General features: G+C 62.2%; 15 protein-coding genes. 3 read left to right on the top strand and 12 right to left on the bottom strand.

All coding sequences use genetic code 11. The annotated features are described in order from the left end of the window. The first annotated feature begins 2 nt into the window (after window positions 1-2). Complete coding sequence (locus tag Q1W15_RS03310) at window positions 3-1433, top strand: FAD/NAD(P)-binding protein (protein ID WP_300720160.1); 1431 nt, start codon at window positions 3-5, stop codon at window positions 1431-1433. Window positions 1434-1593: 160 nt separating this feature from the next. Here the strand turns inward: Q1W15_RS03310 and mgrA are convergent, their stop codons facing one another. From mgrA to ssuD, 4 genes are all read right to left on the bottom strand, one after another. Beyond that, the gene (mgrA, locus tag Q1W15_RS03305) at window positions 1594-2631 is read right to left on the bottom strand and encodes an L-glyceraldehyde 3-phosphate reductase (protein ID WP_300720159.1); all 1038 of its coding nucleotides are present in this window, start codon (window positions 2629-2631) and stop codon (window positions 1594-1596) included. Window positions 2632-2670: 39 nt separating this feature from the next. Further along, window positions 2671-3771 (bottom strand): sigma-54-dependent Fis family transcriptional regulator, encoded by a 1101-nt coding sequence (locus Q1W15_RS03300; RefSeq protein WP_300720158.1) that lies wholly within the window; start codon window positions 3769-3771, stop codon window positions 2671-2673. Between the two features lie 8 nt (window positions 3772-3779). Beyond that, window positions 3780-4958, bottom strand: a complete 1179-nt coding sequence (locus Q1W15_RS03295; RefSeq protein WP_300720157.1) for an acyl-CoA dehydrogenase family protein — start codon at window positions 4956-4958, stop codon at window positions 3780-3782. Window positions 4959-5046: 88 nt separating this feature from the next. Next, window positions 5047-6192: an FMNH2-dependent alkanesulfonate monooxygenase gene (gene ssuD, locus Q1W15_RS03290; RefSeq protein ID WP_300720156.1), complete on the bottom strand. Its 1146-nt coding sequence runs from the start codon at window positions 6190-6192 to the stop codon at window positions 5047-5049. A gap of 506 nt (window positions 6193-6698) precedes the next feature. Here ssuD and Q1W15_RS03285 point away from each other — a divergent pair. After that, the gene (locus Q1W15_RS03285; RefSeq protein ID WP_300720155.1) at window positions 6699-7799 is read left to right on the top strand and encodes a polyamine ABC transporter substrate-binding protein; all 1101 of its coding nucleotides are present in this window, start codon (window positions 6699-6701) and stop codon (window positions 7797-7799) included. A gap of 57 nt (window positions 7800-7856) precedes the next feature. Here the strand turns inward: Q1W15_RS03285 and Q1W15_RS03280 are convergent, their stop codons facing one another. The 7 genes from Q1W15_RS03280 to nikA form a co-directional block, all read right to left on the bottom strand. Next, on the bottom strand, window positions 7857-9224 hold the full coding sequence (locus tag Q1W15_RS03280) for a CoA transferase (RefSeq protein WP_300720154.1): 1368 nt from the start codon (window positions 9222-9224) through the stop codon (window positions 7857-7859). A 136-nt stretch (window positions 9225-9360) separates the two neighbouring features. Then, complete coding sequence (locus Q1W15_RS03275; protein WP_300720153.1) at window positions 9361-9777, bottom strand: Ivy family c-type lysozyme inhibitor; 417 nt, start codon at window positions 9775-9777, stop codon at window positions 9361-9363. 55 nt (window positions 9778-9832) lie between these two features. Beyond that, a complete protein-coding gene (gene nikE / locus Q1W15_RS03270; protein WP_300720152.1) occupies window positions 9833-10642 on the bottom strand; it encodes a nickel import ATP-binding protein NikE in 810 nt (269 codons plus the stop codon). Beyond that, on the bottom strand, window positions 10639-11412 hold the full coding sequence (locus Q1W15_RS03265; protein WP_300720151.1) for an ATP-binding cassette domain-containing protein: 774 nt from the start codon (window positions 11410-11412) through the stop codon (window positions 10639-10641). Before Q1W15_RS03265 ends, nikE begins: the two co-directional genes overlap by 4 nt. After that, a complete protein-coding gene (gene nikC, locus Q1W15_RS03260) occupies window positions 11409-12254 on the bottom strand; it encodes a nickel ABC transporter permease subunit NikC (protein ID WP_300720150.1) in 846 nt (281 codons plus the stop codon). The genes Q1W15_RS03265 and nikC overlap by 4 nt, the downstream gene beginning before the upstream one ends. Beyond that, complete coding sequence (gene nikB, locus Q1W15_RS03255) at window positions 12251-13192, bottom strand: nickel ABC transporter permease subunit NikB (RefSeq protein ID WP_300720149.1); 942 nt, start codon at window positions 13190-13192, stop codon at window positions 12251-12253. Before nikB ends, nikC begins: the two co-directional genes overlap by 4 nt. Window positions 13193-13195: 3 nt before the next feature. Next, a complete protein-coding gene (gene nikA, locus Q1W15_RS03250; protein WP_300720148.1) occupies window positions 13196-14758 on the bottom strand; it encodes a nickel ABC transporter substrate-binding protein in 1563 nt (520 codons plus the stop codon). Between the two features lie 105 nt (window positions 14759-14863). Here nikA and nikR point away from each other — a divergent pair, with 105 nt between their 5' ends. Beyond that, entirely contained in the window at window positions 14864-15325 is a 462-nt protein-coding gene (gene nikR / locus Q1W15_RS03245) for a nickel-responsive transcriptional regulator NikR (protein WP_300720147.1), read from the top strand. Here nikR and Q1W15_RS03240 read toward each other — a convergent pair. Then, window positions 15246-16475 carry an MFS transporter gene (locus tag Q1W15_RS03240; protein ID WP_300720146.1) on the bottom strand — a complete coding sequence of 410 codons (1230 nt, stop codon included), beginning with the start codon at window positions 16473-16475 and terminating at the stop codon, window positions 15246-15248. The two genes, nikR and Q1W15_RS03240, sit on opposite strands and share 80 nt — an antisense overlap. Window positions 16476-16602 lie beyond the last annotated feature (127 nt).

Raw genomic sequence — 16602 nt, 5'->3', positions numbered from 1 at the left:
CCATGACTGAGCCACAACACGGGCAGGCCACCCCGGCCATCCGCGAGGCCGATGTGCTGATTATTGGCGGGGGGCTGAGCGGCACCTTGCTGGCCATGCACCTGCTGCGCCTGCCAGGGGCGCGGCGGCTGGTGCTGGTTGAACCACGGGCCGAACTGGGTCGTGGTGAAGCCTACAGCGCCACGGAACTGGGGCATACGCTGAACGGCAATGCGGCGCGCATGAGCGTAGAGGCGGACGATGCCGACGACCTGACCCGCTGGTTGCAGGCGCATATTGCCGAGGGCGGCTGGCCTGAGTCGGCCCGCCAGCCAGTGCCGGTGGCAGAGTTGTTCCCGCCGCGCGGGCTGTTCGGCCGCTATGCCCAGCAGCGTCTGGCCCAAGCCCTTGCTATCGGCCAGGCGCAAGGGTCGAGCCTGACCCATGTGCGCGATGAAGTGACCGACCTGGTGCCCCATGACAACGGGGTACAGGTCACACTCAAGGGCGCTAGCCAGTGGCAGGCCGGGGCCGTCGTGTTGGCCACCGGCATGTTCCCGGCGGCCCGTACCGCGCAACGTCAGTCCAGCGGGCTCAATGCCGCCGCGCTGGACCCGTGGGATGTTGACGCCTTGCGCGCTTTGCCGGAGGCGGCGCGGGTGCTGATTATCGGCTCGGGGCTGACCATGGTGGACGCGTTGGTGTCGCTGGAACAGGCCGGGCATCGCGGGCCGATTGAGGTGTATTCGCGCCACGGATTACTGCCCCAGGTACGCCGCCAGCCACCGGCCTGGGACGACTTTTTGAGCCAGTCGCCCGAGGTGCGCAGCCCATTGCAATTGCTCCGCGCTTTGCGCCAACAGTGCCGGTTGGCCGCGGCCGCTGGCGTTGACTGGCAAGCGCCGCTGGACACTGTGCGGGGGCATATCGGGCGGTTGTGGAGCCAGGCCAGCGACGTACAACGCCGCCAGTTTGTGCGCCATGTGCGGCCGTGGTGGGAAAGCCATCATCACCGTTCCCCGCCCCAGGGCGATGCTTTGTTGCAGCGATTGATCAAGGAAGGGCGCCTGAGTATTCGGGCGGCGTCGCTGCAAGGGGTCGACGCGCAGCCGGGCCAGCGGCCGAAGATTCGCCTGCGTGACCGAGGGCAAGCGGCGGTGCGTGAGGTCGAGGGTGATGGCCTGATCAACTCCACGGGTATCGAGTACGACTGGCGGCGGGTGGACAAAGCCTTGCCGCGCAACCTGTTGCAGCGCGGGTTGATCCAGCCGGGGAATCTGGGATTGGGTATTGCGGCGGCAGTAAATGGCGCGGTGGTGGATGCACGCTTGCAACCGTCGACTCGCTTGTTTGCGATGGGCCCGCCGTTGCGTGGCGAGTGGTGGGAAAGTACTGCTGTGACAGATGTGGCTTTGCAGGCCAAGGCATTGGCACTGCGGTTGGCGGCTTTGTAGCCTGGAACAGATCGCGAGCAAGCTCGCTCCTACAGCGTAGGAGGGGGCCCTTAGATCAAAAGCGTGTAGGCATTCTGTAGGAGCGAGCTTGCTCGCGATCTTTTAAAGATCACGAGCAATCGAGCGTCGACCGGCTTTGCGCCGTGCCACTTTAAAAAGCTTATTCCGCCGTCGACGGTTTCTCCCACAGGTTGATGCCGCCTTCCAGGGCAAAGCGGTCGATGGCGTCCAGTTCTTCCTGGCTAAAGCTCAGGTTTTGCAACGCGGCGACGTTTTCGATGATTTGCTCCGGGCGGCTGGCACCGATCAGCGCCGAGGTCACGCGCGGGTCGCGCAGGGTCCAGGCCAGCGCCATTTGGGCCAGGCTTTGACCCCGACGCTGGGCAATTTCGTTAAGCGCCCGAACATGGGCAATGTTGGCCTCGGACAAGTGCGACGCCCGCAGCGAACCACCGCCCGGGCGGTTGACCCGCGCATCTTCAGGGATGCCATTGAGGTATTTGTCCGTCAACAAACCCTGTGCCAATGGCGTAAAGGCGATCACCCCGGCCCCCAATTGCTCGGTGGTGTCCAGCAGGTCTTTTTCAACCCAGCGGTTGAGCAGGTTGTAGGCTGGCTGGTGGATCAGCAACGGCACTTTCCAGTCGTTGAGCAACGCCGCGATTTCCCGGGTTTTCACCCCTGAATACGATGAAATACCGATGTACAGGGCCTTGCCCTGTTGCACCGCGGTGGCCAGTGCACTGGCAGTTTCTTCCAGTGGGGTGTCGGCATCGAATCGGTGGGAGTAGAAAATATCCACATAGTCCAGCCCCAAGCGTTGCAGGCTTTGGTCCAGGCTGGCCAGTACGTATTTGCGCGAACCGCCGCCCTGACCGTAAGGCCCGGGCCACATGTCCCAGCCGGCTTTGGTGGAGATGATCAGTTCATCGCGGTATGCCTTGAAATCTTCGCGCAGCAAGCGGCCGAAGTTGGTTTCTGCGCTGCCATAGGGAGGGCCGTAGTTGTTGGCCAGGTCGAAGTGGTTGATGCCTCGGTCGAAAGCGGTGCGCAGCAGGGCGCGTTGGGTGTCGATGGGCGTGCTGTCGCCAAAGTTGTGCCACAGGCCCAAGGACAGCGCCGGCAATACCAGGCCGCTGCGGCCAACACGGCGGTAAGGAAGAACGTCATAGCGGTTATCGGCAGCAAGGTAAGTCATGAGCAGTACTCGGCTGTAGGTGAGTGAAGCACGAAGCGTTTAGATGCACACTTGAAGCAGGCGTTCGTTTTGTAGGGTTTGTGGCGGGCGGCGTTTGTTAACGGCCAGTTCGCCAATGCTGATCAGTCGGGTGCGGGTGATGTTGCGGCTCAGGCCCAGCAAATGGGCAGTGTGCACCTGGTTGTAGTGGCAAAATCGGTAAGCCGCCCGAAACAGCGCGTCTTCGACAGTTTGATGCAAGGCCCCGGGCTGTTCTTCAAAAAATTGATGAAAGGCGCGTTCCAGCAAGGCTTCGGCAGAGGTGCCGTCCGCCGGCGCATTGTCCTGGCGCTCGATGCGCAGATTGGATAAACGCAGATCGTCGCTCTGGATCAGGCCGTCGCGGCAGATCAGCAAGGTGTGATGGATCACGTTTTCCAGCTCGCGGATATTGCCCGGCCAGCTGTAGTGCTGCAGTTTGTGTTCGGCCTCGGGCGTGAGACGAATCTCACCATAGCCCAAGCGTTTGCTGTAGGCCTCGATAAAGTGACGGATCAGCGGGAGGATATCCCCGGGGCGCTCGCGCAGCGGGCTTAGTTCGAGGTTGACGACGTCAAGGCGGTAAAACAGGTCTTCGCGAAAGTGCCCGGCATTGATGGCTTTCTCCAGTTGCACGTTGGTGGCGGCCAGTACCCGGACGTCGATGGGAATGCTTTTGCGTGAGCCCAGCCGTACCACTTCGCGCTCTTGCAGCACCCGCAACAATTTGACCTGGATGGCCATCGGCAAATCACCGATTTCATCGAGGAACAAGGTACCGCCGCTGGCCTCTTCAAACCAGCCGGCCTTGGCACTGAGGGCTCCGGTAAAGGCCCCTTTCTCGTGGCCGAACAGCTCGGCTTCCACCAGCGACTCTGAAAACGCGCCGCAGTTGACCGCTATAAACGGGCGGTTGCGCCGTGGGCTGAGGTTGTGCACATGGCGGGCGACCAGTTCCTTACCGGTACCGGTTTCGCCAATGATCAGCACGCTGGCCTCACTGGGTGCGACTTGCTGCAAATGGGCGAGCAGGGCCTTGGACTTGGGGTCTTCGAACACTTGTGCGGTGGCGCGGATCGAGGTGGCCAGCGCGGGCGAGGGCGGTAAGGTCAGCAGCTGCATGGGCTTCTCTACGAATAAAAGGTGGGGGTGGGCAGGTTCTGGTTCAGCGCCCAGTCACCCAGTTCATGACGCTTGTAGTCGAGCGGATCGTGCAGGCTCTGGGTGCGCAGGTTGCGCCAGTGCCGGTCGAGACCGACCGCCGCGTGGGTGGCACGGGCTCCCGTGACCTCAAAAACTTTGCTGCAAATGTCCAGACCATTGCGGCTGGCGGCCACTTTGGCGGTGGCAATGGTCACGGCCAGTTGGCCGCGTTCCTGGTGGGTCAGCTTCGCGCCTTTAGCCCAGGCCAGATCCAGTTGTCGGGCGGCGTGATCAACCAGCAGGCGCGCACTTTCCAGCGCCACCCAGAAGTCACCGTAATGGCCCAGTACGTACGCATCCTGATGGGTGTGCTGCGCGTCGGATTTAAACCACGGGCGGGTTTCTTTGAGGGTGTAGTGGCGGGCTTCCTCAAATGCGCCCTGGGCAATGCCGAGGAAGATATTGGCGAAATGCAGTTGCGCAATCAGCGGCCGCAAACAGGCAAACGGTGTGCTCAACGGGCCGGGATCGAGCAGCAAATCGTCGAATTCAACGCGCACCCGCTCAAAGGTGGCGCTGCCGCTGTCAGTCTGGCGCTGACCGATGTTTTGCCAGTCGCCGTGCAAGGTAATGCCGGAGCGGGCGCTGGGGATGGCCGCGATCAGCAGCTGGCCGCCGGCGCTTTCGTCGACCGCTGAAGCGATCAGCATTTGCGAATCGTTGGCACCGGTGCAGAAGCTCTTTTTGCCGGAAAATTCATACCAGCCGCCCAGGTTGCGCACGGTGGTACGGGTGTCCAGCGGGTTGAGGGCGTTGCCCCAAAACCAGTTTTGTCGGGCAGTGAATTCGAACCAGGGCTGCCACTGTTCGGGGCGAGCGAAAAGCCGCACGGTGGCGAGCATCAGGTGGTGGAAACCGAAAACGTGAGCGATGGAACTGTCGACGCGGGCGAATTCGCGCACCACGTCAAAGGTCTCGCGCCAGGACGCGCCCAGCCCGCCGAAGGCCGCGGGGATGCTCAAGGCCAGCAAGCCGCTGGCGCGCAAGGCATCACGTTGAGCGGTGGGCGTGCCGCCCCGTTCATCACGCTCAACGGCGCTGTGGGCGAACTCGCTTGCCAGCTCGCGGGCTATATCGAGGGGTGAAGCTTGCAGAGGGTCAGTCACGCGTCAAAGCCTCCGTTTAAATAAATGCCCGTGCAGGCGCTTGCTCGCGATCTTTTGATCTTTAAAAGATCGCGCCTACAGTCCGGGATCAGGCTTTGGTTTGAGTGGGCAACACATCATTGGCGATCATTTCGCCAAACGGCCCGGTGAGGTTGGTCACGCCGCGCCCGGCCAGGCTGGCATAAGGCTCAGGCAGCAGCGGGAACACCAGTTCGGCAAAGCGATAGGCTTCTTCCAGATGCGGGTAACCCGAGAAGATAAAACTCTCAATGCCCAGGTCAGCGTATTCCTTGATACGCGCCGCGACTTGCTGCGGGTCGCCCACCAGCGCAGTGCCGGCCCCGCCGCGCACCAGGCCGACGCCGGCCCACAGGTTGGGGGCAATCTCCAGGTTGTCACGGCGCCCGCCGTGCAAGGCGGCCATGCGCCGTTGCCCTTCGGAGTCAAAGCGCGCGAACGACTGTTGCGCAGCGGCAATGGTGTCGTCGCTGATGTGCTCGATCAGTTTGTCGGCAGCGGCCCAGGCTTCTTGCTCGGTGTCGCGCACAATCACGTGTAAGCGAATCCCGAAGCGCACGGTGCGGCCCAGGCGCGCGGCGCGCTCACGAATATCAGCGAGTTTTTCAGCCACCGCAGCCGGCGGCTCGCCCCAGGTCAGGTACACGTCTACTTGTTCGGCGGCCAACGCGTGGGCGGCTTCCGACGAGCCACCGAAGTACAGCGGCGGGTAGGGTTTTTGCACGGGAGGGTACAAGGCCTTGGCGTTTTTGACGTGCAGGTGTTTGCCTTCGAAATCCACGGCCTCGCCCTGGAGGACGCGGCGCCAGATTTTCAGGAATTCGTCGGTGACTTCATAGCGCTCGCTGTGGGTCAGGAAGCTGCCGTCGCCGCGATTTTCATCGGGATCGCCACCGGTAACCACGTTAATCAGCAGACGACCGCCGGACAGCCGGTCCAGCGTGGCGGCCATGCGTGCTGACACGGTAGGCGAAATAATGCCGGGGCGAATCGCGACCAGGTAACGCAAGCGCTCGGTCAGCGGTACCAGCGCCGACGCGATGACCCACGAGTCTTCACACGAGCGCCCGGTGGGGATCAGCACGCCGTGATACCCCAGATCATCGGCAGCCTGTGCCACCTGTTTCAGGTAGTTGAGCGTGACCGGGCGCGCGCCCTGGGTAGTACCCAGGTAGTGACCGTCGCCGTGTGTGGGGAGAAACCAGAACACATCCATGAGCGTTTCCTTAAACCGTTTTAAGCAGATGATTTGAGAGTGGGGGAAATCGGCTTCCACGGCGTACACGCCAAGGGGCAGAGACAGTTCATACCCTTGAGCAAACTCCGTACCAACCCGTAAAAGTCTTGTTAATCAAGGAGTTATTGCCGAGTAAAACAGTGTGTGTTGCTGCTGAGGCAGAGCGTTGCTGATCAGGTGTTGGCTGAGCAACAGTTGCTGGGCGGACAGTTCAGTCACGGCGACACAGATTTAAGGGCGCGATTCGGTAGTCGCTGCCTGGCGGGTTTAACAGGCGCAGATATTTTTCAGGTCACACACATTGGCCATATCCATCCCCTTTTGGCCTGTCGCCACCTGTGAACCGGTTAAGTCGTCGGCAAGAATCAGAATCGTCAACACACCACAACAAGATGTGTGCGCCTTGCCCTTGGCCTTTTGCAGGCCGCTGCCGTGTACAGAACATAACAACTATCGATCTCACGCCACCGAAGGGGATTTCATTGATGAGCACCATGAAACGCTTACTGGGCGTCACGCTGTGTGGCGTGACGCTGCTGGCCGGTGCCACACAGGCCGCACAGCGCGAGTTGCGCGTGTACAACTGGGCGGATTACATCCTGCCGTCCGTGCCCAAGGATTTCGCCAAAAACACCGGCATCAAAGTGACCTGGGATTCGTTCGATACCAACGAAGCCCTTGAAGCCAAGCTGCTGACCGGGAACTCGGGGTATGACCTGGTGGTGCCGTCCAATCAGTTTCTCGATACCCAGATCAAGGCCGGTGTGTTCCAGAAGCTGGACAAATCCAAACTGCCCAACTGGCAACACCAGGACCCGGCCCTCTTGAAATTGCTGGAAACCAACGACCCCGGCAATCAGTACGCGGTGCCTTACATGTACGGCACGGTGTTGATCGGTTTCAACCCGGCGAAGGTCAAGGCCGCGCTGGGCGAGGATGCTCCCGTAGACAGTTGGGACCTGGTGTTCAAGCCCGAGAACATGGCAAAGCTCAAATCCTGCGGCGTGGCCATGCTCGATTCAGCCTCGGAAATCCTTCCGCTGGCCTTGCATTACCTGGGCCTGGACCCCAACAGCCAGAACCCCGCCGACTATGAAAAAGCCAAAGCGCTCATGCTCAAGGTTCGCCCCTACATCACCTATTTCAACTCGGCCAAGTACATGACCGACATTGCCAATGGCGATATTTGCGTGGCCATTGGTTACTCGGGCAGTTTTTATCAGTTCGGCAATCGCGCCAAGGAGGCGGGCAACGGTGTGGTGGTCGACTGGCGCTTGCCCAAAGAAGGTGCGCCGATCTGGTTTGATACGTTCGCCATCCCTAAAAGCGCAAAAAACGTGGAAGAAGCCCACGAATTTCTGAACAACCTGATGGATCCGGCAGTGATTGCGCCCATCAGCGACTTCCTTGGCTACCCCAATGCCAACAAGGACTCCCTGCCGTTAATCAGCAAGGAGATCACCGGCAACCCCAACCTGACACCCACCCCTGAGGCGCTGGAAAGCCTGTATGTGGTGCAGCCGTTACCGCAGAAGCTGGAGCGTGTGCGCACCCGTGTATGGACCAGCATCAAGTCAGATAAATAACCCGCTGCCGGCCACCTGCCGTGCCGCATGGCCGGGCAGGTGGCGGCCGGCACGGCACTACCAGCCAGGTGCGTCGGTGCCCAGTGCCCGCGCCGGAAGGGCCCAACTGGCGGCGCAACCCTGGATCTGGAGGGGCCAACGCAGGCGTTGGGCATCGCCCCAGGACGTGTGCTCAAGGGTGTCGCAGAGGTCGGCCGCGGTTTCAGGGGCGAATGCCGGGGCAGAGAGTGGCGTGGGGTGATCCTGTAATAAGAGCGCTGTGCGGGCCAGGGACAGTCTGGCCTGAAGCACGGTGCGCGCGTGCAGGCGCTCGGTGAGGCCGACAATGGCGGCCGCCGCCATCAGGTAGCCCGTGGCCTGGTCCAGTGCCTGAACGGGCATTGGCACGGGCTTGTCGGCCTGAAAATGGTGCATGCCGGCCTCGGCAATACCGCCGCTCATTTGCACCAGGCTGTCAAACCCGCGCCGCTCGCGCCAGGGGCCGGTCCAGCCGTAAGCGTTCAGGCTGATATCGATTAAAGAGGGGTTGAGTTGCTGGCGCTCGGCGCTGCCCAGCCCCAGATGCTCCAGCGCGCCAGGTCGGTAACCGTGCAAGATCACATCGGCCGATGCGATCAGCGCTTTGAGTGTGGTCAGGGCAGCGGGGTCATGGGCGTTCAGCCGGGCGAGGCGTTTGCCGAGGGTCATTTCCGGGACCACGGCAGGCTCGTTCCAGTCCGGTGGATCAATGCGCAGTACGTGTGCGCCATAGGCGGCCAGGCAACGGCTGGCCACGGGGCCGGCGAGTACCCGTGTCAGGTCCAGCACTTTGATACCGGCCAAGGGGCGGGCCGGGTCGACAACCAGCGGCATGGCGTTTGCCAGTGCTCGGGTGTGCTGATGAATCAACGGTTCGCCGGCAACCGCATGGCCCTGCGGGTGCGCTGCCCAGGCGTGGGCAGAGCGCATCTGTGCCGCGCAGCCGCCAGCGTCGACGATGGCCGTTTCAAGTGATTGTGCGTCCCAACCTGCCACGGCGTTGGCCATCCCGGCTGTGTCGCGGTGCGTGCCCAGAATGCGCTCTGCGGCCAGGCGGTGATGGGGCGCGTTGGTGTGCAAACGGATCCAGCCATCCTTTGTGCGGTAGTCGCCAGCGAGGGGGTCCCACAAACTGGCCAGTGTCCAGCCAATGGGGCGCAGCGAGGTGGCAAACCAGAATGAAGCCAAGCGCCGGTCAACGGTCACGGCACCGGCCGGCTGGCCGCTGGCTTGTGCGCGCAGTTGGGTAATGGCCAGACCCACCGCCGCGATGGAGGCGCTGGCCAGTTCGGTCACCGGGTAGGCCGAGGGCAGTGCACCCTCGGTGGTCAGCGTGACCCGGTTGCAATCCTCAATAGTGCCGCCCAGTGCGGTCCATACAGCGTGAAGAAGCGTGGGCTGTGTCATGGTCACTTTAACTCCGGTGCATCAAGCCGTCGGTAAAACAGATCAAGTGTTCCCGTGGGAAAACGAGCCGTGTGTGGCCGGGCTGCACACATCGTGGAAGAACGGTGCGTGCAGCGCGAGGCCAGCCGCGCAGTATTTAGTCTTGCGGGTTGTTGTCGGCAAACGCGTTGTTCAGCAGTTGTTGTACGGCGGTGTCGGGTTCGCCCAGCCATTGTTTGTTGAAGTCCTCGTCGGCCGATGCGCGGTTGGCGAGCAACCCCCAGGACTGTTTGCCATCGGCGCTGAAGGCCACGGCCATTTGGTGATTGCCGCAATTATGCGGCTCGCACATGATCCCTACGGTGTAACGCTTGCCTTGGGCCTCTACGGTTTGCATGGGGGTTGAAACGCCCTGGGCTTTGGTGACCCAGCCCGGGTAGGCGAGCATCTGTTCATAGGCTTTTTTGTACGGGGCCTGAGTGGCCAGGTCGAACAGGTACTGTTCGGCAAAACTGTGGCTGGACAACACCGTAAGGGTCAGTCCGGCCAAGGCGTTGAGGCAAAGTCTGTTCATCGATCAAAATTCCTTGTTTGAAGAGGTTCCCGAATCGCCGGGGAGTATAGATGGGCTACACGATTTTTTCGGTGTGCTTGCGCGGTGCGTGTTTTTCCACCGGCATGGCCGGCAGCACGGCATCTTGTAAGGTGCGAGCGGCCGGGTGATCGAAGCGCATCTGTGGCGTGACGCTGCGGTCTTCAACCACGTTGCCGTCGGCCAGTACCACCACCCGCTGGCAAAAGTGCTGGACCAGGCTCAGGTCGTGGGTGATCAGCAAAAACGCGGTGCCGGACTCACGGCGCACCTCGGCCAGTAACGCCAGTATTTGCACCTGCAATACCCGGTCAAGGTTGGACAGGGCTTCATCGAGGATGACCAGTTTGGGTCCTACTGCCAGCGCGCGGGCGATACCCGCCCGTTGCAACTGTCCGCCGCTCAGTTGCGCGGGCAGTTTTTCGCTGTCGCGTGGGTCGAGTTTGACCTGCTGCAACAGCTGCGCCACGCGCGCCGTGCAGGCTTCACTGTCCATGGCGCTGAGGTGGCGCAAGGGTTCGGCGATGCTCCAGCCAATGCTGCGTTGCGGGTTGAAGGCACTGATGGCGTCCTGAAAAACCATCTGCACCCGCTGCAAAAAATGCGGATCAAGGGCTTTGAGGGGCTGGCCCTCGAAATCGATACGGCCATGCTCGGGTGTTTCCAGGCCCATCAGCAGGCGGGCCAGGGTGCTTTTGCCACTGCCGCTGGCCCCCAGCAAGCCCAGGCTCTGGCCTTCTTGCAGGTCCAGATTCAGGCCGCGTAACACCTCGACCCGGTGCCGTTTGCTGAACAGGCCGCCGGTGCTGTAACCGTGGCTTAGTTGGCTGACATGCATAAACGTCATGGTGTGCAGGCTTCCATTGTCAAGGCGTGGTGCGCCGCCAGCAGCGTGCGCGCTTCTTCGCTGCGGGGGGCGGTGAACAGGGTGTGCACGTCGGCGTGCTCGACGATGCGGCCGTGGGCCATGACCGACACCGCATCGGCGCAACGTGCCACGACGCCCATGTCATGGGTGATCAGCAGCACGCCGAGGTTGCGCTGTTGCACCAGGCGCTCCAGCAGGTCGAGAAAACGCGCCTGTGCCACCACATCCAGGTCGCTGGTGGGTTCGTCAGCCAGCAGAAAGTGACTGTCGGCCAACAGCGCCAGGGCAATCATCATGCGCTGCAGCATGCCGCCGCTGAGTTGAAAGGCAAAGGAATCCAGCACGCGCTGGTCATCGCTCAGGCCGACCTCATGCAGGGTATCGCGAATCAAGTGCTCCGCCTCGCGGCCTTGCACGCCCCGCGTGTGCAGGGTTTCCAGGGCGTGCTGGCGCAACGAACGCACCGGGTTGAATGCACTGCGCGGGTTTTGCAGCACCAGCGCGACTTCGCGCCCGCGCAGGTGGCTGGCCTGCACCGCCTGCCCATTGAGCAGCAGGGAAGCACAACGGCCGTGAACGCCGGGCGGCAGCAAGTCGAGAATGCCCATGCAGGTCAGGGATTTGCCCGAGCCGCTGGCACCGACCAGCGCGTGCACTTGCCCGGCTTGCAGCGTCAGGTCAAGCCGGTCTACCAGCAGGCGCTGCTGGTGGTGGAGGGTCAGGCCCTTGAGGGTCAGCACGTGGTTCATTCCTTGATCTCCGCCAGCACACTGGGGTCAAGCCGGTCGCGCAAGGCATCGCCCAGCAGGTTAAAGGCCATCACCGAGATAAATATCATCAGCCCCGGCCACAGCAGCAGTTGCGGGTGGCTCCACAGAAACTCCTTGGAGTCATTGATCATCACGCCCCATTCCGGGGTGGGCGGGCTCACACCCAGGCCGAGGAACGACAGCCCCGAGACGTGCAGCATCATGTGGCCAATGTCCATCGATGCCAGCACCAGCAATTGCCCCACGACGTTGGGCATGATGTGCTGGCGCAAACGTGTCAGGCGCGAGGCACCGGCCAGGCGCGAGGCCAGCACATAGTCGCGGTTACGTTGCGCCAGGACCATGCCGCGCACCATGCGCGCATACCAGGCCCAGTGAGACAACGCGATGGCAATGATCACGTTGGTCAGGCCAGTGCCCAGCAGGGCGATCAGGAAAAACGCCAGCACCAGGGTCGGGAAGGTCAGGAACATGTCGCACAGGCGCATCAGAAACATGTCGACCTTGCCGCCGACTACCCCGGCGATGCCGCCGATGGTCACGCCCAGCACCAACACCAGCCCGAGTACCAGCACCACACTGCCCAAGGACCACTGCGTGCCCACCATCAGGCGTGACAGCACATCGCGCCCCAAGTGGTCGGTGCCCAGCCAGTGGCTGGCGCTGGCAGGCAGCAAGCGGTCGTTGAGGTTTACCAGCGTGGGGTCATGCGGGGCCAGCCACGGGCCGAACAGCGCCAGAATCAGCAGCACGCCAACCAGCACATAGCCGACGCGCAGGCCGTGTTTTTTGACCTCAACGGCTGCCGTTAACGTACTCATGCCATCACCCCCGAGAAGCGCGTGCGCGGGTCGAGCCACGCGTAACAGATGTCTACCACCAGGTTGCACAGCACCAACAGCGTGGTCAGCAGCAAGGTGAAGCATTGCATCACCGGGAAATCGCGGTTGAGCACCGCACTCACTGCAAAGCGCCCGACGCCGGGCCACGCGAAGATGGTTTCGATCACCAGCGCACCGCCCAGCAGTTCACCGATGTGCATGCCGGTGGCCGTCACCAGCGGCATCCAGGCATTGCGCAGGATATGGTCGCGCCACACATGGCGCTCGTTCAGGCCACGGGCTCGGGCGTAGAACACATGCCGGTGCTGGCGCACGTCCAGCAGGCTGGCCCGCAACAACCGGGCGTTGATTGACATCGACATCAGCGCTATCGCCAGTACCGGCATCAGCAGGTGCCCGGCACCGCCACGCCCCATCGGTGGTAACCAGCCCAGCCACAGCGAAAACAGGGCAATCAGCAGGAAGGCCAGCCAGAAGTTGGGCATCGATACGCCGATAAACGTCACGAAACGCACCACCTGGTCGGGCCAGCGGCCTTTCCAGCGGGCAGCGGCCAGGCCCAACGGGATGCTCATCACCAGGGTGGTGAGCAACGCCAGCCCGCCCAGTTGCAAGGTCGCGGGCAGGTAGTAGAGCAAATCGTCGAGCACCGGGCGCCCGGTGACATAGGAGGTGCCGAAGTCAAGGTGCAACGCATTCCAGAGCCAGGTCAGGTATTGCTCCGCCAGGGGCCGGTCGAGCCCCAGGGCGTGGCGCGCCTCAGCCAGCGCGGCGTCGGTGGGCGGGATTTGCGACAGGCGCAGGTAATCCAGCGCCGGGTCGCCGTTGCCCAGGTGCAACAGAATAAACACGATAAGGGACACACCCAGCAGCACCGGGATCAGCAGCAAAAGCCGCAACGCGATATAGCGCATCATGGCTCAAGGTTTCCCGGCGGCGGGGCGCATCCGTTCAAACGGCACATCGAACAGCGTGCTGCCGAACTGCACGTTATCGACGTTGTTGCCGCTGACACTGATGGCGGTGAGGTGAGAAATGGGCAGGTACACGGACTCGTCGTGCAGGGTGGTGAGGATCTCGCGGTAATCCTCGGCGCGACGGGCTTCGTCTGTTTCAGCCAATACTTCAGCAATTTTGCGATCGATGGCGTCTTTCATCGGCAAACCACGCTGGGCCATGTAGTCGGCGTGGCCGGCATAGCGCATGGAACTGACGAAAGAGTGCGGGTCGTACGGTGCGCCCCAGGTGTCCGCGAAGATCATGCCAAAGCGACCTTCCCGTTGGCGTTGCACCAGCGAGCCGTCTTCTTCACCGCGCAATTTGACCTCCATGCCGACCTTCGCCAGTTCGCCCTGAATGACCTCGGCCAGGCTTTTTTGCAGGGCGCTGCTGCCCAGAAATACCAGTTCGGTGCTCAGCGGTTGGCCATCCTTTTCGCGAATGCTTTTACCCGGTTCAAGTTTCCAGCCCGCGGCATCGAGGTTTTTGCGCGCTTGCTCGGGGTCATAGGGCAGGGCTTTGAGGCCCAGATTGGCGTAGGGCATATTGCTGGCGAACAGTGCATCGGCCCGTGGTTCCTGGCCGTGCAGCACTTTGGCGATGACGGTGTCTTTGTCCACGGCCTGATTGATGGCTTCACGCACCACGCGTTCGTTGGTCGGTGCCAGCCCCGTGTTCATGGCCACGGTGCGGGTGGCCAGCGGTGCGGAGGTGGCGGCCTTGAAGCCGGCGTCCCGCAGGCGCGCAAACGTGCCGGGGGAGATTTCACCGTCGGCCCCCTGGATCAGGTCGATTTCACCGGTTTGCAAGGCAATGGCCCGGCTGTCGGGGTCGGAGATGACTTTGACCAGTACCGAACCGTAGGCCGGTGCCGGGCCCCAGTAATGCGGGTTGCGATCAAAGCGGTCGTATTCACCGCGTCGGGTTTGTGCCAGCACCCACGGCCCGGTGCCCACCGGCGAACCGGGCTTGGCATCGGGTGCGGCGAAGCGCAGCGGGCGCACTTGCGCCAGTTCCATCAGGGTCGGGTAGTAAGGGTGCTTGAGGTGCAGCACCAACGTGTGCTCGTCTGGCGCGTCAACACGGTCCAGGGTTGAGACCAGTTCCATCCACTGATGGCGTTTGCTGTTGGCCAAGACTGCGTCTAGGTTGGCTTTGGCCGCCGCCGCCGTGAACGGGCTGCCATCGCTGAATTTCACCCCTTCACGCAGGGTGAAGGTATATGTCTTGCCATCCGGCGATACGGTCCAGCCAGTGGCCAGCCAGGGCTCCAGTGTGCCTTCGGGGGTGTAACGTACCAACGGCTCATAGACCATGGCCTGGGCGTACATTTGGTTGGGGGAATAACCGCGGGGGTCGAGTGGGCCCGCGTTGGTCGGCCAGGAGTAAGTGAGGGTCGGGGCGGCTTCCCCGCTGGCCTGAGCGGTCGATAGACCTGCGCTTAAACAGGCGGCCAACATCCATAAGGTCAGCTGTTTTTTCATCTTCGGCTGCTTCACACTGCGTCTCCCACACGTTGATGGCACTGGGCCGGATCTGGCGATGGGTATGAAGTCTATGTCAAAAGTTCATAACTGCGAGGCAAATGTATGCAGAGAGTTACGATTGCGCTGGATGACGCGCTGCTGGCCGCGATAGATGCGCGGGTGGGCACTCACGGGTACCAGGGGCGTTCCGAGGCAATCCGTGATTTATTGCGTGCCGGGCTGCTGGAACCGGAAAGCGTCGACCCGCAGGGCAGCTGTGTGGCCACCCTCAGTTATGTTTACGATCACGGTACCCGCGAATTGTCCAAGCGCCTCAACAACGCGTTTCACGACCACCATGACCTGACCCTGTCGACGCTGCATGTGCACCTGGATCAGGGCAAGTGCATGGAAGTGTCGGTGCTTAAGGGCCGTGTCGCCGAGGTCACAGCGCTGACCCGCCAGGTCATGGCCGAGCGCGGTGTGCGCCACGGCAACGCACAGATCATTCCGCTGGGCGTGCCCCATGAACGGCCGGATGGGTTATCGCCCGCAGACGTCGCGCTATCAAGCGAGCCACGGTGATTGACCAATTGCCCAGCGCAATCAACAGGATGATGGAGAGCAGGGCCGGGATGCCCCACGCGACAATCACATGCCCGGCGAGCCACGGAAACCCGAATACCCCCACAAAATAGGCCAGGCTGAACAGCACCAACGACTGCGGCGTGTGCCCGGGCGGGGCTTCGTTGGCGGCTAGCCCGTTGATCACGGAATACGTGAGGCCATAGCCGACCCCCAGCACCATGGCGGCCAGAACATAGGTGGCGCTGGAGTTAACCCCAAACATAAACAGCAGCACGGACACCACTGTCAGCGCGCTGAGCCCGCAGGCCATCCAGTACGGATCGTGCCTGACAATAACCCCTGCGACCAACAAGCGGCAGGCGATGGCCGCACTCATGAAGCCCAGAAAGAACAGCGAATAATCCAGGTGATTGAGCGTGGCATAGGACGTTTGGAAGCTGGACAGCCCGCCGAATATCGCCCCGCCCAGGCCAACCATGAGAATCGAAAACACGGCTTTGGAGCGCAGCACCGTACACGCGGCGCGCGGGGTGATGGTGCACACGCTGATCGGGCCAAGAGTGGCGTGCTGGCGTTGGATTCGCCGGTTGAGCCGTGCAAAACCCACCCCGCCCAACAGGCTGGCCAGTGCCGCCAGCACAAAGGCCGATTGCACCGGATAACCCAGCCCCTCGGCCGCGCGCCCCAGCAGCGGGCCGGTGCCAATGCCGCTCATCATGCTGCCCGACAACAGGGCGAAGTATTTCATTCGCTGGGCTGGCGCGACAATCATGGCCACGATGATCGGCCCCAGGGTGTAAAACACGCCCCAGCCAAGCCCCAGCAGCAACCCGCAAGCCAGCACGGCCAGGCCAAATGAGGGTGCCGCCGCAAACCCCAGGCATGCCGCCGCCAGCAACAGTGAAGCCCCGGCGATGGCCTTGGGAGCACCGAACCGGTCGGTCAGGTGGCCGGAAAAAATCACCGCCACAAAGGTGCTAAGCATGGCGGCAGAAATCACGGTGCCTGCGTCTGACTCGCTCCCGCCATGGGCCTGGAACATCGTGGACAGCAAAAAAGTCGCTCCGTAGGACAGCGACAGCAGGTAACTGCACAGGCAGAACCAACCAAAGGTACTGGTGGTCGGTTGGGCGCAAGAGGCGGGCATGGAAGGTTTCCTGGGTGGCTTGAGGCACTGCACGCCCTTGATAACAGAGAACGCCGGTGAGGCACGATGCAAACCTCTGAATCCTGAGAGGGGGGCGGGCTAAACAAAAGGCCGCACGGGGACGTGG

It is taken from the genome of Pseudomonas sp. (genome assembly GCF_030150285.1).
Taxonomy (GTDB): Bacteria; Pseudomonadota; Gammaproteobacteria; order Pseudomonadales; family Pseudomonadaceae; genus Aquipseudomonas.
Note: the sequence above shows the minus strand (reverse complement) of the source record. Positions and strands in the feature narration are given on the sequence as shown.

Excerpts from the sequence above, each read along its gene's own strand:
- Q1W15_RS03275 (WP_300720153.1), bottom strand. The coding sequence starts at position 9,777 with ATGAACAGACTTTGCCTCAACGCCTTGGCCGGACTGACCCTTACGGTG.
- Q1W15_RS03280 (WP_300720154.1), bottom strand. The coding sequence starts at position 9,224 with ATGACACAGCCCACGCTTCTTCACGCTGTATGGACCGCACTGGGCGGC.
- Q1W15_RS03285 (WP_300720155.1), top strand. The coding sequence starts at position 6,699 with ATGAGCACCATGAAACGCTTACTGGGCGTCACGCTGTGTGGCGTGACG.
- nikB (WP_300720149.1), bottom strand. The coding sequence starts at position 13,192 with ATGATGCGCTATATCGCGTTGCGGCTTTTGCTGCTGATCCCGGTGCTG.
- mgrA (WP_300720159.1), bottom strand. The coding sequence starts at position 2,631 with ATGACTTACCTTGCTGCCGATAACCGCTATGACGTTCTTCCTTACCGC.
- nikE (WP_300720152.1), bottom strand. The coding sequence starts at position 10,642 with ATGACGTTTATGCATGTCAGCCAACTAAGCCACGGTTACAGCACCGGC.
- Q1W15_RS03240 (WP_300720146.1), bottom strand. The coding sequence starts at position 16,475 with ATGCCCGCCTCTTGCGCCCAACCGACCACCAGTACCTTTGGTTGGTTC.
- Q1W15_RS03265 (WP_300720151.1), bottom strand. The coding sequence starts at position 11,412 with ATGAACCACGTGCTGACCCTCAAGGGCCTGACCCTCCACCACCAGCAG.
- nikR (WP_300720147.1), top strand. The coding sequence starts at position 14,864 with ATGCAGAGAGTTACGATTGCGCTGGATGACGCGCTGCTGGCCGCGATA.
- nikA (WP_300720148.1), bottom strand. The coding sequence starts at position 14,758 with ATGAAAAAACAGCTGACCTTATGGATGTTGGCCGCCTGTTTAAGCGCA.
- nikC (WP_300720150.1), bottom strand. The coding sequence starts at position 12,254 with ATGAGTACGTTAACGGCAGCCGTTGAGGTCAAAAAACACGGCCTGCGC.
- Q1W15_RS03300 (WP_300720158.1), bottom strand. The coding sequence starts at position 3,771 with ATGCAGCTGCTGACCTTACCGCCCTCGCCCGCGCTGGCCACCTCGATC.
- ssuD (WP_300720156.1), bottom strand. The coding sequence starts at position 6,192 with ATGGATGTGTTCTGGTTTCTCCCCACACACGGCGACGGTCACTACCTG.
- Q1W15_RS03310 (WP_300720160.1), top strand. The coding sequence starts at position 3 with ATGACTGAGCCACAACACGGGCAGGCCACCCCGGCCATCCGCGAGGCC.